The organism is Amycolatopsis sp. Poz14 (genome assembly GCF_006704225.1).
Taxonomy (GTDB): Bacteria; Actinomycetota; Actinomycetes; order Mycobacteriales; family Pseudonocardiaceae; genus Amycolatopsis; species Amycolatopsis nivea.
This window is the reverse complement of sequence record NZ_JACLHD010000001.1, coordinates 3,938,043-3,962,012: the sequence shown is the minus strand read 5'-3', so window position 1 is coordinate 3,962,012 and position 23,970 is coordinate 3,938,043. Positions and strand designations below refer to the sequence as shown.

Sequence of the window (23,970 nt, the reverse complement as noted above, 5' to 3'; positions counted from 1 at the left end):
CGACCCGGATACGACGTCGCGGACAACGGCGGTGTCGGTTTCCTTGGCCGCGTTCGCGCGCCCGCGCCACCAGGCGGCGGAACTGGCCGTGGTCCACGTCTTCGTCGTCGACGGCTAGGACACAGCTGCGGCTGGCGCGGTCCAGAACCGCATTGCCGTTCTCCCGCAACACTGTCCGCAGCCGCGACAAGTAGCTGTAAAGCGCGGCATGCGCGCGCAACGGCGGCGTGCCGTCCCACACTCGATCGATCAGCTCGCCGGCCGACACACTGATCCTTGGTGTTGGCCTGGGGAAGGATGTGTTTGTGTCTGGTTCGTCGAAGTATCCGCAAGAGTTCCAGCGGGATGCGGTGGCGTTGGTGAGGTCGTCGGCTCGTCCGTTGGCGCAGGTGGCTCGCGAGCTGGGATGAAGCACGAGACGTTGCGGGCGGAGCGGGAGCTGCGCGATGCAGCTGTGCGCCAGCGACTCTCCGGTGCGAAAGTTCGGCCGTTGGCGGAGATGTTCGAAATACCGCTCCAGCTCTCGAGCACCTCCACGGGCGCCTCAACGACGGTCATGAAATCAGGCTTACTCGAACAATCCCTTGGGTTACCAGCGCTGTGCTCGTTTCCAGTGCTTCCGCGAGGCCTCGCGTCAAGATCGTTTCCGAGGCTGTTTCCGCAGGTCATACCCTATAAAAGGGAAGTCAGAGTGAGCCGGGTCGGGCCCGAACCGACGGCCAAGGGATTATGAGTCCTCCTGGGCCGAACGATGTGCTGACCTGCGAAAACGCAGGTCAGCGGTGAGCATCAGCAGCAAAATCCCTTGGGTTTGGAGAGACCCCCTCCCGTACTGTGCCAGCTTCCGGTAAACCGTGGCGCGGCCCATGCCGAGTTGCTCGGCGGTCCGCACCACCGTCGCGCCGGGTTGGACAGCCAGCGGACTGTCCCGTCCCTCTCCAGTGCCTGCGTCCCGTTCATCCGGCCCCGCCGCCCGCTCGTCCCGGTCCCTCCGCCGCCCGTTCGATCGAGCGGGCTCCGGCCGCGCGGCGGCTGGTAAGAACACCGGTACGTCCGCATGCGAGCGGGCATGCCGACCGCGCGAAGGGGTGCACATGGCTTTCCCAGGTTTGCAGCACATCGCGATCACCGTGTCCGATCTTCAGCGCAGCACCGAGTGGTACACGAGGCTGTTCGGCGCCGGGCCCGTCCTGGACGAGGACGAGGAAGGCGGCGAATTCCACCACACGGTCTTCGCTCTCGGCGGCGGCATGCTCTTCGGGCTGCACACCCACCACGGCAAGGAAACCCGGGACCGGGCGGACGAGCGCCGCACGGGGCTGGACCACATCGGGTTCGCGGTCGAATCGCACGCCGCGCTGGCCGGATGGGCCCGGAAGCTGGACGAGCTCGGCATTTCGCACGGCGGGGTGAAGAAAGCGCACTACGGCAGCGGCGTTTCGTTCCGCGATCCGGACAACATCGCGCTCGAGTTCTTCGCCGGTCCGGAATGACCAGGCCACCGGGAAAGCGATGTGCGATCAGCGAGTAGCCGACGTCATGGCACGCCAGGTCGTCTCGGCCGGACGCGACACCTCGTTCCGGGACCTCGTCACGGCTCTGCTCGAACACGGCGTGCCCGCGCTGCCGGTCGTCGATCCGGCCGGCCGGCCGATCGGGCTCGTCACCGCGGCCGACGTGGCGGCGAAGAGCGAGTTCCACGGCGGCGCGGACCGGCTGCCCGCGTTCGGCGGGCCGCGCCGCCGGAGCCGGTGGCGAAAAGCGTTTGCGCGCACTGCCGGCGAGCTGATGACGGCCCCCGCGCCCACGATCGCCGCCGACGCGCCCCTGCACGTGGCGCTCCGACGGCTCGCGGACGCCAAGCCCGCCCAGTTGTGCGTGGTGGATCAGGCCGCCCGGCTGGTCGGGCTGATCTCCCACCGCGACGTCCTGTCCGCGTTGCTGCGGTCGGACGCCGACATCCGTGCCGAGGCCGAAGCCGGTGCGCCGGAAGGCGTCACGGTGCGGGTCGCCGATGGCGTCGTGACGCTCACCGGCACGGTCGGGCTGAGAAGCGTTGCCGAGCAAGCTGTTCGGAGCGCACAGTGCGTGCGCGGGGTAGTCGCCGTCAGCGATGAACTCGACTTCGGCTTCGACGACCGCACCGCGCACGCACTGTGAACCCGGCCGCTCAGCAAAAGCCCATGGGCACTTTCTCCCGGCCCGCCGCGGCGCCGAATTCCGCGGGCTGGCAGGTGGTTTCCAGCACCGACAGCCACAGGTCGCCATCGGGGTCGACTTGGTTGCGGCGGCTGGTCATCAACGACAGCGGGACGTGCACGAAGCGCCGCCGCCAGCGCGCGACGGCCGCCGCGGTACGGCCCGCCATGGCGGCGTGCACCGCCGCGTGCGCCAGCCGCAGGCAATACACGCTGTCGTAGGGGTTGGCCGCGATGCTCCGGATCGCATAGCTCGGGTCGATGTAACGCATCGTGGGAGGAAGGCCTGCCGCGGTCAGGTGCGCGGCGATGCGGTCTTTGAGCAGTTCCCCCACGTTGCCGAGCTTGACGTTGCCCGACGCGTCCGTGGCGCGCCCGTTCCGGTGCGCCGCGCCGGGCCGGTCGAGCAGTTCCTGACCGGCCCCTTCGGCCAGCACTATCACGACGTAGCCCTTCGCCCGCACGCGTTGCTCGACGTGGGCGAGCAGTCCGTCCCGTCCTTCCAGCGCGAACGGGATCTCCGGGATCAGCACGATGTCCGCGCCGTTGGCGGCCAGCGCGGCGTAACTGGCGATGAACCCGGAATGCCTGCCCATCAGCTTCACGATCCCGACCCCGTTCGGGCTGGACGCGGCTTCGACGGAAACCGCCGAGATGAAGTCCGTCGCCCGGGCGAACGCGCTCTGGAAACCGAAGGACTGGTCCGTGAAGGGCAGGTCGTTGTCGATGGTCTTCGGCACCCCGATGACCGCGATGTCGAGGCCGCGCGCCCGGATCGCGTCGCTGAGGTACGTCGCGGCGCGCATCCCGCCGTCGCCGCCGATGACGAACATGACGTCGACGCCCCGCAGAACGAGGCTGTCGACCATCTCGTCGGCGTCCTGGCCGCCGCGCGAGCTGCCCAGGATGGTGCCGCCGTCCTTGTGGATGTCGCGGACGTGCGCCGGCGTCAGTTCGACGGTGTCGTGCCGATGGTCGGCGGTCAGCCCCTGCAGGCCGTTCCGGAAGCCCAGGATCCGCTTCACCTTGTAGTGCACCGCGAGTTCCTGGACGAGGCCGCGGATGACGTTGTTCAGCCCCGGGCACAGCCCTCCGCAGGTGACGATCCCGGCGGTGACGCGTGCCGGGTCGAAGTAGATCTTCCGGCGCGGGCCCGCCCCTTCGAAGCTCGGAAGGCGCGCCGGCGGGAGGCGGTGCCCGGCCAGCATCGACACGGTGTCCTCGAGCAGGACCCGGTCGCCCTCGGCGACATAGTGCGGAGAGGTCTGTTTCGTCGACACCATCTCGGCGAGCGGCGAATCGTAACGACACTCGCCGAGATGACGAACGCGGAGGTCGTCCAAATGCAACGTCACCGGATCTCCCTGGTCGTGCGGACAGCGTGGGTCACTCGAAGGTGGTGTGGGTGAGGTAGCGGATCTCGCCCCGGGAAATCAGCAGCGATTCGCAGGTGGTCTTGCCCTCGCATTTCCGGGGGCGGTCGAGGAGCGTGCCCCCGGTGACCCCGGTCGCGACGAAGAAAGCGTCGCCTGCCGCGAGTTCGTCGCATTCGTAGACGCGGTCGAGGGACATGCCCGCCGCGCGGATCGCGTCCGCCTCTTCGTCCCGTTGCGGGGCGAGGCGGCCCAGCATCCCGCCGCCCAGCGCGCGAACCGCGGCCGCGGTCATCACGCCTTCGGGCGTGCCGCCGACGCCGAGCAGCAGGTCGACGTCGAGCGTCGGCAGGAGCACGGCCAGGCTTCCGCCGACATCGCCGCCCGCCGGGGTCTGCACCGCCGCGCCCGCCCGCAGCACGCGGGCGATCAGGTCCTGGTGCCGCGGCTTGTCCATGATCATCACCCGGAGCTCGCTGACCTTCTTGCCGAGCGCGGCGGCGACGTTGGCCAGGGTGCGTTCGGGCGGATCGTCGAGATCGACGACGTTTTTCGCCTGCGGGGGCACGACGATCTTGTCCATGTAGAACCCCGGCCCCGGCGACCAGAGCGTGCCCGGCTCGCCGAAGGCGATCGTCGCCAGGGAGCCGGGAAGATCCTTGGCGCAGAAGGACGTTCCTTCCAGCGGATCGACCGCGATGTCGAAATCCGGGCCGTTGCCGGTGCCGACGATCTCGCCGTTGAACAGCATCGGGGCGTCGTCCTTTTCGCCCTCCCCGATGACCACGGTTCCCCGGCCGGGAGCCTTCGCCAGCGCTTCGCGCATCGCCTTGGTGGCAGCGGCGTCGGCGGCCTTCTGGTCGTACCGGCCGACCCAGCCGTAGCTGGCGACGGCGGCGCTGCGGGTCGCGGCCAGCGCCACCGCTTCCAGCGCGTGGACATCGACGCACGTGCGCGGCGCGGCCTCAGTCTGACAGTGCATTTCGGGCTCCCATTCCGGTCGGTCGCATCAGGACGGCGAGGCCGCTATTCGAGATTCGCGTGGAGCCGCCACAGTTCGCGGGCTTGAGTGCCGCTGGTCTGCCACAGCGCGTGGAAGAGCGAATCCGTGATCAGCAGGACGGACTGTTCGAACAGGCTGCCCGCGTACTGGACGGAGGAGTTGCCGTCGAAGTCCTGCTTGTCCGCGGCCGGGATGACCAGCACCTCGGTCGCGGCCTTGGCCAGCGCCGACTCGGGAGCCGTGGTCAGCGCGATCACGTCGGCGCCCTGGGCCCGAGCGGTCTCCGCGGCCCGCACCACCCGAGCGGTCGACCCGGAGCCCGATGCCGCGACCAGGACGTCCCGTTCGCCGATCGCCGGAGCCGTCACCTCGCCGACGACGTGCGTCGGAAGCCCGAGGTGCATGAACCGCATCGCGGCCATCTGCAGCGCGAGGCCGCTCCGCCCGGTGCCGATGGTGAACACCGCCGGCGCCTTGAGCAGCAGCGCGCCGGCTCGGAGCCACGACGCGGACTGCACCGCCGCGCTCACCCGGTCCACCTCTCCGACGACCGCGCGGGTCGCTCCGGCGAAGAGCGCAGCGTCCAGTTTCTTGGGAATCGTGTTCGTCAACGAGATCTTCCTCCACTCGCGGGCGGGCGACCTTGGGGCGTCGCCTGCGCGGCCATCGCGCGGACCAATCTGCTTAGACCACAAGGATTCTCCACTGCCGGTCCGGCCAGCAAGCCTTGCGGCATCAGGAAAAGCTATCCCCTGATTGGGATCACGAATAATGACGGCGAAAAGGAAGCGGCCCCGGCGAAAACACCGCCGGGGCCGCTTCGTGCGGGCGTACCGTTCAGGAGGCTCCCATCAGCCCTTGTGGACGCGTTCCGGGCGGATGTTCCCGGATCCTCCTGCCGCCCGCGGCAACGACATCACCGCCGAACGGAACGCACGCTTCGGCGTGCGGCTTCCGCCACGGCGTCGACGGTGATGCCGAACTGGCTGTACAGCGTCGTGAAATCCGCCGAAGCGCCGAAGTGCTCCAGCGACACGATTTCGCCGGCATCGCCGACAAACCGGTGCCACGGCTGGGCGATCGCCGCTTCGACCGCCACCCGGGCCCGCACCGAAGGAGGCAGCACCTTTTCCCGGTAGGCCGGATCCTGCCGGTCGAACCACTCCACGCACGGCATCGACACGACCCTCGTGGGAATCCCTTCGTCCTCGAGGATCTTCCTGGCCGCTACCGCCAGCTGCACTTCGGAACCGGTGCCGATCAGCACCAGCTCGGGCGTGCCGGTCGACGCTTCGGCGAGCACGTAGCCGCCGCGCGCAACGCCGTCGGCGGAGGTGCCCTCCAGCGTCGGCACGTTCTGCCGGGTGAGCGCGAGCCCGGTCGGGCCTCCGGTGTTCTCCAGCGCGGCCTTCCAGGCGTACGCGGTCTCGTTCGCGTCCGCGGGGCGAGCCACCGACATTCCCGGGATCGCCCGCAACGAGGCCAGGTGCTCGACCGGTTGATGCGTCGGGCCGTCTTCGCCGAGGCCGATCGAGTCGTGCGTCCACACGTAGACGACCGGCAGTTCCATCAGCGCGGCCAAGCGCACCGCCGGGCGCATGTAATCGCTGAAGATCAGGAAAGTGCCGCCGTACGGACGGGTTCCGCCGTGCAACGCGATGCCGTTGAGAATGGACCCCATCGCGTGTTCACGGATGCCGAAGTGCAGCGTGCGGCCGTAGGGCTGGGCGGTCCAGGCGTCGGTGGAGATTTCGGCCGGGCCAAAGGAATCCGCACCCTTGATCGTGGTGTTGTTGCTCTCGGCCAGATCCGCCGAGCCGCCCCACAGCTCGGGCAGCACCCCGCCAAGCGCAGCCAGCACCGCGGCCGATGCCTTGCGGGTGGCGACCCCCGGTTCGCCCGGCTCCCAGACGGGCAGATCGGCCGCCCAGCCAGCCGGGAACTCGCGCTTGGCCAGGCGGTCCAGCAGGGCCTTGCCCTGCGGGTTGCTTCGTGCCCAGGCGTCGAATTCGAGCTGCCACTTCTCGTGGTCCGCCCGGCCCCGCGAGGCTGCTTCGCGGGTGTGGCGCAAGACCTCGTCGTCGACCTGGAAACTCAGCTCCGGATCGAAGCCGAGAGCGCGCTTGACCGCGCCGAGTTCTTCCGCGCCCAGTGCGGAGCCGTGCACCCCGCCGGTGTTCATCTTCGTCGGGGCGGGGTAGCCGATGACGGTGCGCAGCACGATCAGCGTAGGACGGGAGGTCTCCGCCTTGGCTTGCTCGATCGCGCCGAGGAACCCGGCTACGTCCTCGCCGCCGTCCAGAGTGAGCACGTGCCAGCCATAGGCCTCGTAGCGCTTCGCGGTGTCCTCGGACAGCGCGATGCGCGTGTCGTCCTCGATGGAGATCTCGTTGCTGTCGTAGATCACCGTGAGGTTGCCGAGCTGCTGGGTTCCGGCGAGCGACGACGCCTCGGACGTGACGCCTTCTTCGATGTCGCCGTCGGAGGCGATCACGTAGACTTGGTGGTCGAACACGCTCGTGCCCGGCTCGGCGTCCGGATCGAACAGGCCGCGCTCGCGGCGGGCCGCCATTGCCATGCCGACCGCGCTGGCCAAGCCTTGACCGAGCGGGCCGGTGGTGATTTCGACGCCCTTCGTGTGCCCGTATTCGGGGTGGCCCGGGGTCAGCGAACCCCACGTGCGCAGCGCCTTCAGATCGTCCAGTTCCAGGCCGTAGCCCGAGAGGTACAGCTGGATGTACAAGGTGAGGCTGGAATGTCCGGCGGACAGCACGAACCGGTCGCGCCCGATCCACTCCGGGTCGCCGGGGTCGTGCCGCAGAACCCGTTGGAACAGCGCGTAAGCGACCGGCGCGAGGCTCATGGCGGTGCCCGGGTGCCCGCTCCCGCACCGCTCGACCGCGTCCGCCGCCAGCAAGCGGACGGTGTCCACCGCACGCTCGTCCAGACCGCTCCAGTCTTCCGGGAGCCGCTTGGCGGTCAAGCGGGCAATCTCGTCAGGGGATTGGTTTGCTGCCATGGAAGCGCACTCCCGATGATGTCGATTCTCGGTGGGTTTCGGAAAAGCAGATCCGCTCCGCTGCGCGCCGGCGCTTGTCCGGCGCGCAGCGGGCGGGTGTGGTCAGGCGGTGAGGCGGCGGAGTTCGCGGGCCGCGGCGGCGGGATCGGGCGCGTTGTAGATCCCGCCCCCGACCACCGCCACCGCCGCGCCCGCCTCCTTCACCAACCCGATCGTCGCGGCCTTCACCCCGCCCGCGATCGAGAACGCCACCCCCGCCTCCCGCCCGTCGGCCAGCAACGCCTCGATCGAATACCCCGGACGCGCCTGCTCGTCCAAACCCGCGTGGATCTCCACGAACGACACCCCCAGCTTCGCCACCTCCCGGATCCGCGCCACCCGGCCCTCGGTCACCGAAATCATGTCCGCCACCACCTCCTTCCCGTACTTGCGACCCGCCGCCACCGCACCCCGCACCGTGTCGTCGTCCGCCGCCCCCATCACCGTCACCAGATCCGCCCCCGCCTCGAACGCCAGCGTCGCCTCCAACTCCCCCGCGTCCGCCGTCTTCAAATCCGCGAACACCAGCTTGTCCGGATGCGCCGCCTTCACCGCCGTCACCGCCGCAATCCCCGCCGACTTCACCAACGGCGTCCCCAGCTCCAAAATATCCACCTCCCCCGCCACCTGACGCGCCAACGCCAACGCCGAACCCACATCCAGCACATCCAACGCAACCTGCAACCGCACAACAAACTCCTTCGCCGTCGTCGATGAACTCCGTTCCACCATCGCCTCGCCGGTCCGTTTCCGGCAACACCGCGCCACATGCGCAAAAGCAATCCCCCGATACGCACAAGCAATGCCCGTCGGCGGCGAACCGAAATTACGATTTGTCTCGTGTCGAATAAACCATTGATCGCCCCGTCCATCCTCTCCGCCGATTTCGCGCGGCTCGCCGACGAAGCGGCCGCCGTGCACGGACGTGCGGATTGGCTGCACGTCGACGTCATGGACGCGCATTTCGTGCCGAATCTGACCTTGGGCCTGCCGGTCGTGCAGTCGCTGCTGGCGACGACGGACATCCCGGTGGACTGCCATCTGATGATCGAAAACCCGGACCGGTGGGCGATCGGGTACGCGGAAGCGGGTTCCTACAACGTCACGGTGCACGTCGAAGCCGCGAACGATCCGGTCATGCTCGCGAAGAACGTGCACGCGGCAGGAGCGAGAGCAGGACTCGCGATCAAGCCGAACACCCCGCTGGAGCCGTATCTGGACGTGCTCAAGCACTACGACACCCTGCTGGTGATGTCGGTGGAGCCCGGGTTCGGCGGGCAGAAGTTCATCGCCGAGGTCCTGGACAAGGCGCGCACCGCGAGGCGGCTGGTCGACACCGGGCACCTGAACCTGGTGGTGGAGATCGACGGCGGCATCAACGGCGACACGATCGAACAGGCGGCGGAGGCCGGCGTCGACTGCTTTGTGGCCGGCTCGGCGGTGTACGCGGCCGACGACCCGGCCCGCGCCGTGGAAGGGCTGCGCAGGCAGGCAGAAAGCGCCAAACGCTGAGCCGCGGCCCCGCGGGGCAGGAGGCCGCGGCCGCGAGACCGGCCTGGCTGCCGGGGCGTCCTCCGCGGCACGGGTTCCTGCCGCCGCGAAGTCCGGCCGCCGGGCATCCTCCGCACGAGGGCGCCCGCGCCGCCGCGCTTCGGCTGCCGGGCGCTCCCGTGCGCCCGATCGCCTCTCCCGCCGCGGACCTCAGATGCCGAGCATCCTCCGCAGCTCGGGAGCCTGCCGCCGCGACACGGGAACCGACTCGTGCGACCGCGGGTCCATGATCAGGAACAGCTCGCCCTTGATGCCCCGTTCCAGCTCGGCAACCCGGCGCAGGTTCACCAGGAACCGCCGGTGCACCCGGCTGAACCCGCAGGACAGCAGGGAACGCTCGATGTTGTCCAGTCCCCGGGTCGCGGCCTGGATCCTTCCCCGTTCCGTGTTCAGCCACACGATGTTCCGGTCGGCCTCGGCGTAGCGGATCTCCGACGGGGCGAGCAGCACCAGCCGCTCGTTGCGGATCCCGACGATCCGCCGGGGCAGCGGGCCGACCGCGGCTTCCGCGCGTTCCTCGTACGGTTCCCCTTCTCGCACCCCGAACACGCACAGCATCCCCACCACGTGGTCCGAGTCGAGGACCGGCCGCAGGGTCACCGGGGTGGCGTCCTCTCCCGGGCTCACGGGCAGGCACGCGTAGCCGCTCCAGCGAGCCGGCCCCTGCGCGCGTTCCTTGGCCCACCGCACTACTTCGGGAAGCCCGGAAATGTCCGGGGTCCAGCGTTTCGCCGGTTCGGTCGCGCCCGGCGAAATACCGCTTTCGGGAGTCAGCCCGAGCAGCGACACCGCCTCGTCGTTCGCCGCGATCACATTGCCGCCGCGGTCCATCGCCAGGAACGGATCGGCGACCTGATCGCATTTGCGGTTGAACTCGGAGATCACTTTGTCGGCCTCGTAAATGGCGCGCCGGTAGATCTCCTGCTCGACGCAGGCGGCGGCCTTCGTCAGCCACGCGGGCACCAGTTCGGACAACGCCGCGTTCCACCGCGAGATGTTGATCGACGCGACCGGCGAACCGGTCACCACGTCGCGGACCGAGATGCCCGCGCAGGACCACCGGTGGAACGCTTCGCACCAGTGTTCCGGCCCGGTCACGGTCACCGGACCGGACACTTCCAGCGAAGTGCCCATCCCGTTCGTGCCGGTGCACTGCTCCGACCAGGACGACCACGGGGCGAGGTTGTGCAGTTCGGCCCGCCGCCGCGCGCTGGGGTCGCCCCACGCGCCGAGGACGCGCCCGTCGCCGTCCGCGACCGTGACCACGGCGCCGTCCTGCTCCACTTCACGACCGGCCAGCGCGCCGAGGCCGCCGAGCGTCGTGAAGATGACGCCGTTGTCGAGGCGCTGGATGTCGTCGCCCCGTGCGCCCGGCGCGACGTCCAGCGTCCGGTCCACCTCGTAGCGGTCCCGGCACCGGTACCACGACGCCAGGATCTCCGGGCGGACGCCGGTTTCGATGTCCTCTCCCGCGGCGAAGCTCTCCCAGGCCTGAGCCACTTCTCTCGCTGACGACGAGGTTTCCAGCGAGCCGCCCGCCAGGTCGCCGCGTCTGCCGGACTCACTCGGTGCAATCGCCAACGGCGGCACGCTCACGGTCATCGCGACCTCCTCGTCGCCTCGAGCACCGGGGTCCCCTGGGACCGCCGGGCTGTGACAGCGGTAACCAACGTAACTCGGCGTAGCGCGGCATTACAAGACATGTCCGCGTCGCCCAGTCACGAAGTTGTAGACAAACAAGATCGTTGTCCCGCCGCGGGCGGGCGATCCGGATTTCCCGTCATACGGGACGATGTTCCCGGCTCGTGGCCGTTCGGCGGAAAATCGTTCCGTGCGGCGCCGCCCAGGTCAAGCGCACGCCGCGCGCTCCGAAGGGTAGGGCAGGCAGGCCCGGTCCGGGCCGGTCCGCCGCTGGTGCGAGGACGACCGCCGGTCGTCCTCGTTCCGCCGCCGTTCATCCGGCATTCGCCCGCAGTCATCCCGCTCGGCTTGCCGCCGCGCCGAGCCGGAGCTTAGCTTCCGTGAGCGCCCGGACGACCCGGGCCGCACCCGTTCGGATCTGCACCGGACCAAAGGCGGTCTCACATGGCGGACGTACGCCGGCTCGACGCGGCAGCACGCAACCGTGGCGAAGCAACGGTGTACCAGGCCTGGGAACGTTTCGCCCGGGGCGAGGACGACCTCCGCGGCGTGCGGCCCGAGGTCGCGATTTCCTGGCACCGGTGCCGGGACCAGTTCCGGGTCGATCCGCTCCTCACCGAAGCTCCGGTGGCCGTCGCCGAAGTCGACCAGGCACTGGAGCGCGACGTCGTCATCGCGGAACTCGGCTTCCGCGCCGCAGCGCTCGCGCACGAGGTCAATGCGGGCGGCGGCATCGTGACCATCACCGACGCGAGCGGACGGGTCCTGGCCCAATGGGGCGACCCGGCCACCCGCACCGTCGCCGCCGAGGCCAACCTGGCGCCGTGGTTCTGCTGGTCCGAAGGGGCCACCGGAACGAATGGCATGGGCACCGCGCTGATGTCCTACGCGCCGGTGGTGATCCGCGGCGCGGAACACTGGTGCCAGGCGTTCCACGACTGGAACTGCGCCGGTGTCGCGATCCGGGACGTGGTGACGAGGGAATCGGTCGCGGTGCTCAACATCTCGTGCTGGCGCGGGGATCTTCCCGGCGCGGCCGGGGCTTGGCTCAGCAACGCAGCCACGATGACCCAGCGCATTCTTCGCCGGCGCGCCCAAGACGACGGCGCCCAGCTGATGGCTTCCTTCAACGACGCCAGGGCGCGCTCGAGCGCGGCGCTCGCCGCGGTCGATCCCTCGGGGCGGGTGGTGCTCGCCGACGACACGGCGAGCGTGCTTCTCGGCATTCCCGGCTCGACGCCCGCCCCCGATCCCGCCGTGCGGTGGAAACCGGAACTGCCGGAATTCATCCAGGCTTCCGTCTACGCCGCGAAACAGGCGACGCGCAATCACGACTGGCTCGGCTCGACGCAGATCTTCACCAGGCTCGCCGCCGAACCCATGCCGATCAGCTTCCGGCCGGTGTTCCTGTCCGGGCACCTGCTGGGCAACCTGGTCACCTTCGGGACGTCGGAAGGCGTTCCCTTGCCCCGGTCCGGCGAGGACGGCCCTCAGCGGGCGCAGCCGCACCGGATGGTCGCGACCCGCGAAAACCGCATGGTGCTGCTGCGGCTTCCGGAAGTCTCGTTCGCCCAGTCGGACGGCAATGACGTGTGGCTGTCGACCGACCAGGGACGGCTGCGCTCCGCCTCTCCCGGCCTCGACAAGCTCGAAACCGAACTGGGCGACGCCGGCTTCCTGCGAGTGCACCGCCAGTACGTGGTGAACCTGAGCCGCATCCGCGAGGTCGAACGCCGCTACAAGGGCGAGCTGTTCCTCGTCATGGACGACCAGGAACAGACCATGGTGCCGGTTTCCCGGCGGAACACCCCGGCGGTGCGGCGGGCGCTGGCGATCTGAGGCTCTTCAGCCGCGGTACCGGTGCACCTCGCACACGCAATACATGAGACGGCAACTGCAGCACGCCGGCTTTCCGGCGCACACGATGCACGGCCCGCACCGCACCGGTTCGGTATGGCGCGCACGGTCCTCCTGCCGGTAATCCTCCCCGCAATTCCAGCAGGAAAGCAGTTCGGCTCCGCGTTCCGGCTTCGCCGTCGACGACTGGCTCATTCCAGCTCACCTTTCCGGTCGTTGCTTATCGGGAAAAAAGCCCGCCCGGTGCTCGAATCGTCGGGGCGATTCGAGCACCGGGCGGGCACTAACGGAAACTCCCGGCAATTTTCCTGAAGCCTCCCGCCGACACCGATTCTCCGGTCACAGCGAGAAGGTGATCACCGCGGCGCCGTGCCCCTGGCCGGACATGCCGGGCACAATGCCTTCGAGCCAGCCGCCCCAGCCGACCGGCACCGTGATGTACTGCTTGCCGTCGAGGGAATAGGTGCTCGGGCTGCTGTGGTGCCCGCTGCCGCACTGGAAGCTCCAGAGCTTCTCGCCCGTCTCGGCGTGCAGCGCCATGAACTCGCCGGCGGGCGTGCCCGCGAACACCACGTTGCCCGCGGTGCTGAGCGTCGACGCGGCCATCGGCAGATCCATCCGGTAGCGCCACTTCTCCTCGCCGTGCGAGTCGAACGCGCTGACCGAACCGGCCATGTTGTCGATGTCGACCTCGACGGCGGCTCCCCAGTAGGGCATGCCTTCCTTGAACTCGCGACGGCGCCGCGTGGCGGTGGCGCCCACGTCGGCGACCGGCACGTAGAACAGGTCGTGGTCCGGGTTGTACGACGCGTGCGTCCATTCCTTCGCACCGGCCGGGCCGGGGAAGAAGTGACAGGGCTCGCCTTCCTTGTCCGGGTACTTCCGCGGCGTCACCTTGCCGTCGCGGGTGATGACGCCCCAGTCGATCCGGTCGACGAACGGCGTGACGTGCTGCAGTTCGCCGTTGGTGCGGTCGAGGACGAACATGTACCCGTTCTTGTCGAAGTGGGCCAGCAGCTTCTTGCCGTCCCGCTCGAACAGGGTCATCTCCATCGTGGAGTCGTAGTCCCACAGGTCGTGCGGGGTGAACTGGTAGTGCCACTTGATCTCGCCGGTGTCGACGTCCAGCGCGACCACGCTGTCGGTGTAGAGGTTGTCGCCCTCGCGGACCTCGCCGTCGAAGTCGGGAGCCGGGTTGCCGGTGCCCGCGTAGTAGAGGTTCAGCTCAGGGTCGAACGTGCCGGTGACCCAGTGGTTCGCGCCGCCGCGCTGCCATGCCTCGCCGTCGGCGGGCCAGGTCTCCGAGCCGGGCTCGCCCGGCTTCGGGACGGTGTAGGTGCGCCAGCGCTGTTCGCCGGTCTCGAGGTCCCAGCAGTCGATGTGGCCGCGGACCCCGTACTCGCCACCGGCGGAACCGGTGATCAGAGTGTCCTTGATGACCAGCGGGGCGATCGAAGCGCTCTCGCCCGCGCGCACGTCGCCGATGGTCTTCTGCCAGACCTTCTCGCCGTTGGTCGCGTCGAGAGCCACCAGCTGGGCGTTCTGGGTCACCATGTAGACCTTGCCGTTGGCGACCGCGCAGCCGCGGTTGACGTTCGCGCAGCACAGCGTCACGTCGACCGGAATCGCGTGCTTGTAGCGCCACAGCTGCTCGCCGGTCCGCGCGTCGAGCGCCCAGAGCCAGCCGTCCCAGCCGGTCACGAACATGACGCCGTCGACGACGATCGGGCACGCCTCGAACGCGTAGGTCGAGGTGGAGGCGATCACGCCGGTCGCGCTCGCCTGGTGGATCCAGGCGACCTTCAGGTTCTTGACGTTGTCGGCGTTGATCTGGTCCAGCAGACTGTGCCGCTGGCCGTCGTAAGCGCCGTAATAGGTGATCCAGTTCTGGGATTCGCTGCGCGCCTGAAGGATGCGCTCGTAGTTGATGCCGCTCGTCACGTCCGGAGCGCTGTGCGGCATGTTGGAAAGCTTGTTGTGGTTGAACGCCCGGCCGGCGTCGACGTATTCGAGGGTCATGGCTGTTCCTCCCTGTTACGGCCGCGGCTGGGCGGGTCGGTCGAGTTTGGCTTCCGGCGGCACCTCGCCGGTGACGACGATGGCTCCGGTCAGGCCCCTGCCTTCGTCGTTGCCCGCCGGCGAGCCGTACCAGTAGCAGCCGGGGCCGTCCAGTTCGAGCCGCGCGCTGCCCTTGGAGTGGTTCAGCAGGCCGATGAACTGCCGGTCGCCGTTGCTCGGGAGCAGGCAGGCGTGCGTGTTCTTGTCGTCGTTGATGATGGTCAGCTCGAGGACGCCGCCGTGCGGCAGGATCAGGATCCCCGGCTCCCACTGCATCGCGTCCTCCGGAATCCGGATGGTCGCTTCCATGGTGCCGTCGGCACGCTCGGTCGCCTTGCCGACCGAGCCCGTGCCGAGCACGGCTCCGATGGTCGCCTTGTTCTGTCCGCTGAGTTCCGCCAAGAGGTCTTCTCGCTCTTCGGCAATGGTCATCGGACGTCACCTCCTCGTCAGCACACGTGAACCTTCTGACAGCTTTCCCGAAGCACCCGCATCGGTTACCGGGTCGACCGGGGAAATTCCCGAGCCGGTAACGAAATCCGACCCTACGCCGGGGAAAGCAATTCCGATATCCGTTGCCACCGAAGGGCGGATCGGCGCCGTTCCCCCGCCGGCTGGTACCGCTCGTGTGCGCGGGACCACACCGGTACAGTCCACAATGGACACATTGGGTTTTCTCAGCAGCGCGGCGCGCGGCGTCGTTACGGCGACGCGCAGCATCGACGGGGCCGCGTTGCTTCTCCGCTCCAGCTGACGTCTGTGAGGGGAACCCTGAGTCAGATCGGCGGCGAGGGTCGTGAAGGGCTCCTTGCGGGAACCAGATTCCCTCAAGGAGCCCTTCACGGACCTCAGCACGAGAGGATCCTCAGCGCGGGTCGAACCGGCCGAGTTCCATGACTTTCGCCCAGGCGGCGGCGAAGTCCCGGACGAACTTCTCGCGCGCGTCGTCGCCGGCGTAGACCTCGGCGATCGCCCTCAGTTCGGCGTTCGCGCCGAAGACGAGGTCGACCCGGCTCGCCGTCCACTTCGCCTTTCCGGTGGCCCGGTCGCGGCCTTCGTAGCCGTCGCCGCGCGGCTCCCACTCGGTTCCCGTGTCCAGGAGGTTGACGAAGAAGTCGTTCGTCAGAACACCCGGGGCCGCGGTCAAAACCCCGGCTGGGCATCCCCCGTGGTTGGCGCCGAGGACTCGCAATCCGCCGACCAGCACGGTCGTCTCCGGCGCGGTCAGCGTCAGCAGGCTCGCCCGGTCGATCAGCAGGTGTTCCGGGGCCATGCGGCATCCGCTGCCCAGGTAATTGCGGAAGCCGTCCGCTGCCGGCTCCAACGCGCCGAAGGACGCGACGTCGGTCCATTCCTGGGTCGCGTCGGTGCGCCCTGGCCGAAACGGGACCTCGACCGGACATCCTCCCGCCGCGGCGGCCTGTTCCACCGCGGCGCATCCGCCGAGCACGATCAGATCGGCCAGGGAGACGCGTTTGCCGCCTCGCGCGGACGCGGCGAATCGCCGCTGGATCCCTTCCAGCACTGCCAGAACGACGTCCAGCCGCTCAGGTTCGTTCACCGCCCAGCCGCGCTGCGGTTCCAGCCGGATCCGCGCGCCGTTCGCCCCGCCGCGTTTGTCGCTGTCCCGATACGTCGACGCGGACGCCCATGCCGTGGAAACGAGCTGCGCCACAGTCAGCCCGGAGCGGAGGATTTCCCGTTTGAGCGCACCGATGTCGCCGGAGTCCACGAGTTCGTGGTCCGCCTCCGGCACCGGGTCCTGCCAGATCATCCGTTCCGCCGGGACGAGCGGTCCCAGGTAGCGCTCGATCGGTCCCAGGTCGATGTGCGTCAGCTTGAACCAGGCGCGCGCGAACGCGTCCTCGAACTCCTCCGGGTTCTCGAGGAACCGCCGCGCGATCGGCGCGTAGACCCGGTCCTCCTGCAGCGCGAGGTCGGTGGTGAGCATGACCGGATGGTGTTTCGCGTCCGGGTCGAACGGATCCGGAACGGTGCCCTCGCCCTCGCCGCCGCTCGGGATCCACTGCCACAGGCCCGCCGGGCTGAGCTCGACGTCCCACCGGTACTGGAAAAGAGTTTCGAAAAAGGTGTGGTCCCAGGTGACCGGGGTGCGGGTCCACATGCCCTCCAGCCCGCTGGTCACCGCGTCGGGGCCCTTGCCGCCCAGCCAGCCGAGGCCCTGCGCGGTCAGCGGCGCGCCCTCGGGTTCGGGGCCGCCGGTCGCGTTCGGGTCCGCCGGGCCGTGCGTCTTGCCGAAGGTGTGCCCGCCGCCGATGAGCGCCACGGTTTCCTCGTCGTTCAGCCCCATCCGCTTGAAGGTCTCGCGGATGTCGCGGCCGGCCAGCACGGGGTCGGGATTGGTGGCCGGGCCTTGCGGATCGACGTAGACCAGCCCCATTTCCTCCGCCGCCAACGGCTCTTCGAGCTCGTGCAGGCCGTGGTGGCGTTCGTCGGCCAGCCACTTGCGTTCCGGGCCCCAGTACGTCTCGTCGGGCTCCCACACGTCCGCGCGGCCGCCCCCGAACCCGAAAGTCCTGAAGCCCATGGACTCCAGCGCCCGGTTGCCCGCGAAGACCATCAGATCCGCCCAGGAGATCTTGCGGCCGTGCTTGCGCTTCACCGGCCACAGGAGCCGGCGTGCCTTGTCCAGGTTCCGGTTGTCCGGCCAGCTGTTCAACGGAGCGAAGCGCTGCATTCCGGCGCCGGCCCCGCCCCGGCCGTCGCTGACGCGGTAAGTTCCCGCGGCGTGCCAGGCCATCCGCAGCACCAGCGGCCCGTAATGGCCGAAGTCGGCGGGCCACCACTCCTGCGAGGTCGTCAGCACCTCGTCGACGTCCCGCGCGAGTTCGTCGAGATCGAGCGTCGCGAAGTGACGCGCGTAGTCGAAATCCGCGTCCATCGGGTCGCTCGCGGGACCGTTCCGGTGCAGCGCCTTCAGGTCGAGCCGGTGCGGCCACCAGTCGCCGGATGTCCCGCCGGCCACCGGAGGATTCCGCCTGCCGGACCGGCCGGAACCGGCCAGGACCCGGTCGTAGGTGCGATAGACGTGGGTGTCGGGATTCTCGGGCATCGCGGTCCTCCCCCGTCGCTCAGTCGAAGGCGAGCGGCAACAGGATCGCCGCGCCGACGAGCGAGATTCCGCTGAGCAGATCCGCCCGGATCCGGATGACCTTGGCGGCCATCCGGCCGACGAACAGCCCGGCGAGCGACAGCACCACCGTCATCGCGCCGAACGTGAACATCGGGATCACCAAAGAGAATCCGGCGATCCCGAGACCGGCCCCGGCGAGGAAGTTGTCGACGGTGAGCGAAAACGGCAGCCCGAAGAGCGTCACCCACGGATGGTCCAGGTCTTCCGCTTCCGTCTCCGGGTTCCGGATCGCCGAGACGAGGAAGTACAGGCCGTACAGTCCCAGCGCGGCCACGCCGACGTACTCGCCCCAGTCGCCGACGAATTCGCCGAGGTAGCGGCCGGCGAACCCGCCCAGCAGCGGGCCCAGTGCGTCCCAGAGTCCGAAGACCAGGGCGACTTGCACCGCTCGGCGCCAGCCGAACGGAATGGTTCCGATCGCGATCGACGAGCGGAAATTGTCCAGGCTGAGGCCGAACGCGAGCGCCACCAGCGGAAGAAATTCGAGGTTCACGGGGACCGCCTCTCCAGGGGGATCGAGCGCGCTCGGAGATGGGCGCGAGGTCCCGCGTCCGGAACCTCGCGCCCATGCCTATTCGCGGAACACGGCCGGTGCGGCCGGGCTGTCAGCGTCGGTAGAAGTAGCCGGTGGCCTCAGCACACACCTCGATGACCGTATACTCCGGGGTTTCCCACATGACGTAGTTCTCCTTCTGCTGGCTGCTCCCGAAAACCGCTCGATCTCGAGGACACCGTCACGAAATCTCCCGGTCACGATCCAGCTTCTTCGCCTTAACACGGCGGCAGCAACCGGCGGTGCACCAGCGGTCGGCAACCGGTGCCGAACGGTGCGCCGCCGTCGACGAGCGGGAGCGGCCGCGCACGCCCCTGCGACGGTGGCGACACCCTGACTCCGGCCTATAAGGCATTCCAATGACTGTCCGGCAAAGGTTTCCCGCCAATCCGCCGGGCACGACACTAGACTCGCCGCCGTGCGAATCTATCTTGGCTCTGATCACGCCGGCCTCGAACTCAAGAACCATTTCGCCGAACGGCTTTCCGGCCTCGGCTACGAAGTGACCGACGTCGGCCCCGCCGCCTACGACGCCGGCGACGACTACCCGCCGTTCTGCGTCGAGGCGGCGCGCCGCGTCGTCGCCGACGAAGGCAGCCTCGGCATCGTCATCGGCGGTTCGGGCAACGGGGAACAGATCGCCGCCAACAAGGTGCCCGGCGCACGCGCGGCACTGGCCTGGAACGAGGACACCGCCCGGCTGGCACGCCAGCACAACAACGCACTGCTGGCCGGCATCGGCGCGCGGATGCACACCGTCGAGGAGGCCGAGCGCATCGTCGACGCGTTTCTCACCGCCGAATTCGAGGGCGGACGGCACCAGCGCCGGATCGATCTGCTGTCGGAATACGAACGCACCGGCGAACCGCCCGCCCTGCCCGGGAAATGACCGTCCGCCGCTGTCCGGCGCCGGACAGCGGCGGAGCGATCTTCTCGCTCAGCCAGCAAGCAGAACGCAACGCGCCCTCTTCTCGGCGGCCGCGCCCGGATCACCCCGGACCGGCGACGCCGAGCTGCTGTTCGATCCGCTCCCACAACCGCGCGTCGTCGGAGATCGCCCGGCCGCCGTCGCGAGCCGCCCACGCGCCCGCGACGACGGCCTGGAGCAAGCGGCCGTTGTCACCGCCGCCGGGCAGCGCGGGGATGCCGTCCGGCCCGAGGCCGGCGACGCACTCGGCTGAGGTGCTGTCCAGCGGCAGCGCGGGGGCGAGCAGCCCGCTCACATCGGCGGCGACATACGTCGGACGGGAACGCCGCTGCGCGAAAGCCAGATCGCGGAGCCGGGAGGATCCGCTCAGCACGAAAAGCGAGTCAAGGCCGGCGGCGTTCGCCCCCTCGATGTCGGTGCCCAGCAAGTCCCCGCACACCAAGGTGTCCGGCGGAGCAGTGCCGAGCCGAGCGCGAGCCAAGTCGAACAAAGCCGCCTTCGGCTTTCCGACCACGTGCGGGGACGCGCTCGTCGCGGTCTGCACCAAGGCGACCAGCGCGCCGTTGCCCGGAGCCTTCCCGTACGGCGTGGGCAGCGTGCGGTCGACGTTCGTGGCGACCCACACAGCTCCGGCTTCCGCCAAGCAGCCGACAGCCGCGAGTTCCCGCCACGTGATGTCGTAGCCGAGTCCCTGCACGACCGCCTCGACCGGCGCGCCCGCCAAGTCCGCGACCCGGACCGGCGTCAACCCGGCTTCGGCCAGCGCGCGGGCAACGCCCGGGCCGCCGACCGCGCACACTCGCGCGCGAGGAGCCAGCCGCCCGGCCAGATACGCCGCGGCCGCCTGGGAACTGGTGACCACCGACCAGTCGTCCCCGGCGAGCCCCAGCTCGAGCAGGTGGTCAGCGACGTCCTCGGGAGGACGGGACGCGTTGTTCGTCGCGAAGACGACCGGCAGTCCGCACGCGGCCGCCTCGTTCAGGGTCTCGACCGCGTGCGGGACAGCGGAAGCCCCGCGGTACACCACTCCGTCGAGGTCGCAGATCAGCCCGCGGTAACGCGCGAGCAGAGGTTCGGCCTCACGCACGGCCGCGCTCCCGGACGTACCGGTGTTCGGACCGGATGGTCCGCACCGTGTCCGGATCCGAGCACAGCACGAGGGACCGAACGGTCGTGCGGCCCGCGCCGTCGTTCCGGACGCCGCGCAGCAGCTCGCTGCTGGTCACCCCAGAGGCACAGAACACCACGCTCTCCTTGCCGACCAGGTCCTCGGTGCGAAGAACCGCGCCCGGCCGCTCCGCGGGGCCTTCCGGCGCCAGCCGCGCCTGCATCGATCCGCCAAGGCAGGACAACGCGGCGGCAGCGATGACTCCTTCCACGGCGTTCCCGGTGCACAGGAACACGTCGATCGGATGCTCGGGCCGCGCCGCGGCGACCGCGCCCGCGACCTCGCCGCCCTCCACCAAGTGGACCCGCGCACCAGCGTCCTGGATTTCCCGGGCGAGTTCCACGTGCCGGCGTCGATTGAGCGTCGCGACAACGACGTCCGACACCCGCACCCCTTTCGCCCCGGCGATCCTCCGCAGGTTCTCCGCCACCGGGCTGGTGATGTCGACGACGTCCGCGAGGCCGGGGCCGACCGCCAGCTTCTCCATGCTGTGCTGCGAAGCCAGGTCGGCCATGGCGCCGCGCGCGCTGACCGCCACCGCGGTCAGCGCGCGGGGCACATCCTTAGCCTCCGACAGCACGCCATCGCCGATGCTGATCGCGATATCGCACACCGGGCCTTGGCCGGTGCCCACCTCCGCGCCGTGGAAGAGGGCGGGGGCATCGTCCTGAGAGCCCGCCCCGAGCACCACTACGCCGTCCATCGCCACCGAGCGCAGCGACGTGTGCATCGCGTCCATGGCGGCTAGTCCGGCGCTGTCGTCGCGGTGCCCGGCCCACCGTCCGGCCGCGAGCGCGGCGGACTCGGTGCCGCGCACGAGTTCGAGGGCAAGGGCGTCGTCCGGGCGCCGGGCAGTCTCCGCGGCGGCGAGGCCCCATTCCTTGCTCTTCATAGACATCCATCCTGTGCGCGAACGGGAGATTCCCTTGGCCCGGCTCGGCCGATGCGAGCCGTGGCTCGCATCGGCCGAGCTACCTCGTCGGGCGGTCAGCGAGCCGCCGCGTTCGCCACCGCCCGGTCCGACAGCGCCTTCTGCGCTGCTTCCCGCTTGCTCTCGTCGCCTCGCCAGGTCTCCAGCGCCGGCCCGACCAGCGCCCGTCCGAACGAGTAGGTCAGCTCCCACGGAAGCGGGTCGAGCTTCTGCATCGCCGCGAGGTGCTCGGTCGCCTTTTCCGGGCTTTGCCCGCCGGACAGGAAAGCGATGCCTGGCACGAAAGACGGCACCGTCTCCCGCAGAGCGTCCACAGTGGCCTTCGCGACCTCTTCGACCGACGGCTGCTCCGGGCAGTCCTTGCCGGCGACCACCATGTTGGGTTTGAGGACGATGCCGTCGAGCTGCACCTGCATCAGGCTCAACTCGTCGAACAGCGAGCGCAGGACGGAAGTCGTCACCTGCTTGCACTTCGCCAGCGAGTGGGAACCGTCCATCAGGACCTCGGGCTCGACGATCGGCACGATGCCGCCTTCCTGGCACAGACCGGCATACCGGGCCAGCGCGTGCACGTTGGCCCGCACCGCGCGGTCCGACGGCAGACCGTCGCCGATCGTGATCGTCGCGCGCCACTTGGCGAAGGTCGCCCCGAGCGCCGCGTAGTTCTTCACGCGATCGCGCAGCCCGTCGAGCCCTTCGGTGACGTTCTCGCCCGGCGCCCCCGCCAGCGGCTTCGCCCCGGTGTCGACCTTGATCCCGGCGAGAATGCCGCGGTCGGCGAGAAACTGCGGGAACGTCTGGCCGTTCGACAGCTTCTGGTGGAACGTCTCGTCGGCGAGGATGACGCCGCTGACCGATTCCGGGAGCTTCGGAGTGGTGACGATCAGCTCCCGGTACACGCGCCGGTTCTCCTCGGTCGCTTCGACGCCCACCCCTTCGAGCCGGGAGGACATCGTCCCGATGCTCTCGTCGGCGGCGAGGATTCCGCGCCGGTCGGAGACCATGATGCGAGCGATCTTGTCAAGAGTGGACATCGATTGTTACTCCTCCTGTGCTAGTGACTTTCGGGCCAGGCCGCGGGCCTGGCATGGGACTGCCCTTCGCCGCCGCGATCTCGACCAGCTCCTTCGCGTGGCCGGGCAATCCCCGGCGTTCGCTCCACGCCGCGTAAATCGGCTTCGCCGGCATCTCCTGCTCGACCGGGACCAGCCGCAGCCTGCCGTCCGCGATTTCGGAGCGGACGGTGGAGATGTTCAGCACGGTCACCCGCCTGCCCGCGGCGACCACCTGCTTGACCGCCGCGCTGGACGGGAGTTCGACATAGCTGCGCGAAGCACGCGCGGAACCCAGCAGTTCGTCGGTGAACTCCCGGAGCCCGGATCCCCGCTCGCGCACCACCAGCTGGGCCGAGGCGAGCTCCTCCACCGTCACCGGACCGGGGCGCTTCGCCCACGGATGCACCGCCCCGACGACCACGGCCAGCTTGTCGTCGCAGATGTACCGAGTGACCAGGCCTTCCCGGAACTGTTTCGGCAGCTGGCTTCCGGCCTGGCACCAGCCGTCGATGAACGCCACGTCGGCCTGGTCCGCCCGGATCAGCTGCCGCAGCTCGTCGACGCGGCCGGTCCGCACCTCCACCCGCACCTCGCCGAACGAGAGCCCGGACCGGTTCAGCCATTCCGGGATCAGGTGCTCGGACACGCCCGGGCTGCCCGCGACCCGCAACCGGCTCGCGCCGGACGAACCGGAGCCGAACTCCAGCAGCTCCCGCGCCGCGTGCATCACGTTGCGGGCGTACTTCGCGAGCATTTCCCCTTCCTCGGTCAGCTTCGACCCGGTCGGGGAACGTTCGAGCAGCCGCAGGCCGAGCCTGCGTTCCATGGCACTGATCCGGATGCTGGCCGCGGGCTGGGAAAGGCTGTGCGCCTGCGCCGCCTTCCCCACGCTGCCGTAGCGTTCGACGGACAGCAGCAGGTCGAGGTCGGCGAGCTGAGGCATTTTTGAGGGAAGAACCACGATTTCCCCCTCTCGCTCCGGAATACGTCGTACTGTGCCTGAGAAAGCAGCACTGACGGTGCGCGGACTGCGCGACCCGCGGTCACGGGACCCGCGGTGTGCACTGAGCCTGCACTGGCCGGTGAGCGTGGTCAATCCGAGGGACACGAACGTAGCCGCTGCGAAGACGAACGGTGCACAGTACGTCACCTGCGGGGGTTTCCGGCCTTCCCCGCTGGCCGTCGAGCGGCGAAACGCCTTGGCGGATAAGGGTTTTATCCCGCTCGGCACCGAAAAACCGCCGTCCGTGGCTATTTCCCGTCCGTCCGGCTCAGATCGGTGGCCGCACTCGCGCCGCGTCGCGGATGCTTCCCGGCGAAGCACTCGCCCGGAATCCTTCTACAGGAGGAAATAACGTGAAGTGGGAAACGCCGGAGTACACGGTCGTCGAGGTTTGCGCTGAAGCCACTGGTTACTTCTACCGAGGCTGACAGCCACTCCA

Annotated in this window: 20 protein-coding genes; 5 read left to right on the top strand and 15 right to left on the bottom strand. The window is 69.2% G+C overall.

The window, feature by feature from the left end:
- Positions 1 to 727: 727 nt before the first annotated feature.
- Positions 728 to 1,096 carry a helix-turn-helix domain-containing protein gene (locus FKO37_RS47780; protein ID WP_374204460.1) on the bottom strand — a complete coding sequence of 123 codons (369 nt, stop codon included), beginning with the start codon at positions 1,094 to 1,096 and terminating at the stop codon, positions 728 to 730.
- Between FKO37_RS47780 and FKO37_RS19075 the strand changes: the two genes are divergently transcribed.
- Positions 1,095 to 1,493: a VOC family protein gene (locus FKO37_RS19075; protein WP_037819255.1), complete on the top strand. Its 399-nt coding sequence runs from the start codon at positions 1,095 to 1,097 to the stop codon at positions 1,491 to 1,493. The two genes, FKO37_RS47780 and FKO37_RS19075, sit on opposite strands and share 2 nt — an antisense overlap.
- Before the next feature lie 46 nt (positions 1,494 to 1,539).
- Positions 1,540 to 2,160 (top strand): CBS domain-containing protein, encoded by a 621-nt coding sequence (locus FKO37_RS19070; RefSeq protein WP_238605292.1) that lies wholly within the window; start codon positions 1,540 to 1,542, stop codon positions 2,158 to 2,160.
- A gap of 10 nt (positions 2,161 to 2,170) precedes the next feature.
- Here FKO37_RS19070 and FKO37_RS19065 read toward each other — a convergent pair whose 3' ends face one another.
- The 5 genes from FKO37_RS19065 to hxlA all read right to left on the bottom strand — a co-directional run bounded on the left by FKO37_RS19065 (position 2,171) and on the right by hxlA (position 8,322).
- Positions 2,171 to 3,553 carry an ATP-dependent 6-phosphofructokinase gene (locus tag FKO37_RS19065; protein ID WP_238605291.1) on the bottom strand — a complete coding sequence of 461 codons (1,383 nt, stop codon included), beginning with the start codon at positions 3,551 to 3,553 and terminating at the stop codon, positions 2,171 to 2,173.
- A 31-nt stretch (positions 3,554 to 3,584) separates the two neighbouring features.
- Positions 3,585 to 4,553, bottom strand: a complete 969-nt coding sequence (gene glpX, locus FKO37_RS19060) for a class II fructose-bisphosphatase (RefSeq protein WP_134730768.1) — start codon at positions 4,551 to 4,553, stop codon at positions 3,585 to 3,587.
- A 44-nt stretch (positions 4,554 to 4,597) separates the two neighbouring features.
- Entirely contained in the window at positions 4,598 to 5,185 is a 588-nt protein-coding gene (gene hxlB, locus FKO37_RS19055) for a 6-phospho-3-hexuloisomerase (RefSeq protein WP_037819249.1), read from the bottom strand.
- A gap of 305 nt (positions 5,186 to 5,490) precedes the next feature.
- Positions 5,491 to 7,593, bottom strand: a complete 2,103-nt coding sequence (gene tkt, locus FKO37_RS19050) for a transketolase (RefSeq protein ID WP_238605290.1) — start codon at positions 7,591 to 7,593, stop codon at positions 5,491 to 5,493.
- Between the two features lie 102 nt (positions 7,594 to 7,695).
- Positions 7,696 to 8,322, bottom strand: a complete 627-nt coding sequence (hxlA, locus tag FKO37_RS19045; protein WP_238605283.1) for a 3-hexulose-6-phosphate synthase — start codon at positions 8,320 to 8,322, stop codon at positions 7,696 to 7,698.
- Positions 8,323 to 8,487: 165 nt separating this feature from the next.
- Here hxlA and rpe point away from each other — a divergent pair, with 165 nt between their 5' ends.
- Positions 8,488 to 9,144, top strand: a complete 657-nt coding sequence (gene rpe / locus FKO37_RS19040) for a ribulose-phosphate 3-epimerase (RefSeq protein ID WP_134734447.1) — start codon at positions 8,488 to 8,490, stop codon at positions 9,142 to 9,144.
- A 189-nt stretch (positions 9,145 to 9,333) separates the two neighbouring features.
- On the opposite strand, the gene FKO37_RS19035 is transcribed toward rpe, so the two are convergent.
- Positions 9,334 to 10,785: a DNA-binding protein gene (locus FKO37_RS19035; protein ID WP_037820738.1), complete on the bottom strand. Its 1,452-nt coding sequence runs from the start codon at positions 10,783 to 10,785 to the stop codon at positions 9,334 to 9,336.
- A 483-nt stretch (positions 10,786 to 11,268) separates the two neighbouring features.
- Here FKO37_RS19035 and FKO37_RS19030 point away from each other — a divergent pair, with 483 nt between their 5' ends.
- Complete coding sequence (locus FKO37_RS19030) at positions 11,269 to 12,663, top strand: DNA-binding protein (protein WP_037820736.1); 1,395 nt, start codon at positions 11,269 to 11,271, stop codon at positions 12,661 to 12,663.
- A gap of 357 nt (positions 12,664 to 13,020) precedes the next feature.
- On the opposite strand, the gene FKO37_RS19025 is transcribed toward FKO37_RS19030, so the two are convergent.
- The 4 genes from FKO37_RS19025 to FKO37_RS19010 form a co-directional block, all read right to left on the bottom strand.
- Complete coding sequence (locus tag FKO37_RS19025; protein WP_037820735.1) at positions 13,021 to 14,700, bottom strand: PQQ-dependent dehydrogenase, methanol/ethanol family; 1,680 nt, start codon at positions 14,698 to 14,700, stop codon at positions 13,021 to 13,023.
- A gap of 15 nt (positions 14,701 to 14,715) precedes the next feature.
- Positions 14,716 to 15,171: an MSMEG_3727 family PQQ-associated protein gene (locus tag FKO37_RS19020; RefSeq protein ID WP_037820734.1), complete on the bottom strand. Its 456-nt coding sequence runs from the start codon at positions 15,169 to 15,171 to the stop codon at positions 14,716 to 14,718.
- Positions 15,172 to 15,604: 433 nt separating this feature from the next.
- Complete coding sequence (gene katG, locus FKO37_RS19015) at positions 15,605 to 17,812, bottom strand: catalase/peroxidase HPI (RefSeq protein WP_238605289.1); 2,208 nt, start codon at positions 17,810 to 17,812, stop codon at positions 15,605 to 15,607.
- A 19-nt stretch (positions 17,813 to 17,831) separates the two neighbouring features.
- Positions 17,832 to 18,386, bottom strand: coding sequence for a manganese efflux pump (locus tag FKO37_RS19010; RefSeq protein WP_199818213.1), 555 nt, complete (start codon positions 18,384 to 18,386; stop codon positions 17,832 to 17,834).
- Between the two features lie 478 nt (positions 18,387 to 18,864).
- On the opposite strand from FKO37_RS19010, the gene FKO37_RS19005 reads away from it, so the two are divergent.
- The gene (locus FKO37_RS19005) at positions 18,865 to 19,335 is read left to right on the top strand and encodes a ribose-5-phosphate isomerase (protein WP_037820732.1); all 471 of its coding nucleotides are present in this window, start codon (positions 18,865 to 18,867) and stop codon (positions 19,333 to 19,335) included.
- A 100-nt stretch (positions 19,336 to 19,435) separates the two neighbouring features.
- On the opposite strand, the gene FKO37_RS19000 is transcribed toward FKO37_RS19005, so the two are convergent.
- From FKO37_RS19000 to FKO37_RS18985, 4 genes are all read right to left on the bottom strand, one after another.
- A complete protein-coding gene (locus tag FKO37_RS19000; RefSeq protein ID WP_238605288.1) occupies positions 19,436 to 20,461 on the bottom strand; it encodes an HAD-IIA family hydrolase in 1,026 nt (341 codons plus the stop codon).
- Positions 20,454 to 21,434: a fructose-bisphosphatase class II gene (locus FKO37_RS18995; RefSeq protein WP_238605287.1), complete on the bottom strand. Its 981-nt coding sequence runs from the start codon at positions 21,432 to 21,434 to the stop codon at positions 20,454 to 20,456. Before FKO37_RS18995 ends, FKO37_RS19000 begins: the two co-directional genes overlap by 8 nt.
- Positions 21,435 to 21,529: 95 nt before the next feature.
- Entirely contained in the window at positions 21,530 to 22,507 is a 978-nt protein-coding gene (locus FKO37_RS18990; protein WP_238605286.1) for a class I fructose-bisphosphate aldolase, read from the bottom strand.
- Positions 22,494 to 23,489: a LysR family transcriptional regulator gene (locus tag FKO37_RS18985; protein ID WP_199818212.1), complete on the bottom strand. Its 996-nt coding sequence runs from the start codon at positions 23,487 to 23,489 to the stop codon at positions 22,494 to 22,496. The genes FKO37_RS18990 and FKO37_RS18985 overlap by 14 nt, the downstream gene beginning before the upstream one ends.
- Positions 23,490 to 23,970: the final 481 nt, after the last annotated feature.

What these genes read in the sequence shown, in the direction of transcription:
- FKO37_RS19075 (WP_037819255.1), top strand. Translation starts at nt 1,095, where the DNA reads ATGGCTTTCCCAGGTTTGCAGCACATCGCGATCACCGTGTCCGATCTT.
- FKO37_RS47780 (WP_374204460.1), bottom strand. Translation starts at nt 1,096, where the DNA reads ATGTGCACCCCTTCGCGCGGTCGGCATGCCCGCTCGCATGCGGACGTA.
- FKO37_RS19070 (WP_238605292.1), top strand. Translation starts at nt 1,540, where the DNA reads ATGGCACGCCAGGTCGTCTCGGCCGGACGCGACACCTCGTTCCGGGAC.
- glpX (WP_134730768.1), bottom strand. Translation starts at nt 4,553, where the DNA reads ATGCACTGTCAGACTGAGGCCGCGCCGCGCACGTGCGTCGATGTCCAC.
- tkt (WP_238605290.1), bottom strand. Translation starts at nt 7,593, where the DNA reads ATGGCAGCAAACCAATCCCCTGACGAGATTGCCCGCTTGACCGCCAAG.
- FKO37_RS19035 (WP_037820738.1), bottom strand. Translation starts at nt 10,785, where the DNA reads ATGACCGTGAGCGTGCCGCCGTTGGCGATTGCACCGAGTGAGTCCGGC.
- FKO37_RS19030 (WP_037820736.1), top strand. Translation starts at nt 11,269, where the DNA reads ATGGCGGACGTACGCCGGCTCGACGCGGCAGCACGCAACCGTGGCGAA.
- FKO37_RS19025 (WP_037820735.1), bottom strand. Translation starts at nt 14,700, where the DNA reads ATGACCCTCGAATACGTCGACGCCGGCCGGGCGTTCAACCACAACAAG.
- FKO37_RS19020 (WP_037820734.1), bottom strand. Translation starts at nt 15,171, where the DNA reads ATGACCATTGCCGAAGAGCGAGAAGACCTCTTGGCGGAACTCAGCGGA.
- katG (WP_238605289.1), bottom strand. Translation starts at nt 17,812, where the DNA reads ATGCCCGAGAATCCCGACACCCACGTCTATCGCACCTACGACCGGGTC.
- FKO37_RS18995 (WP_238605287.1), bottom strand. Translation starts at nt 21,434, where the DNA reads ATGAAGAGCAAGGAATGGGGCCTCGCCGCCGCGGAGACTGCCCGGCGC.
- FKO37_RS18990 (WP_238605286.1), bottom strand. Translation starts at nt 22,507, where the DNA reads ATGTCCACTCTTGACAAGATCGCTCGCATCATGGTCTCCGACCGGCGC.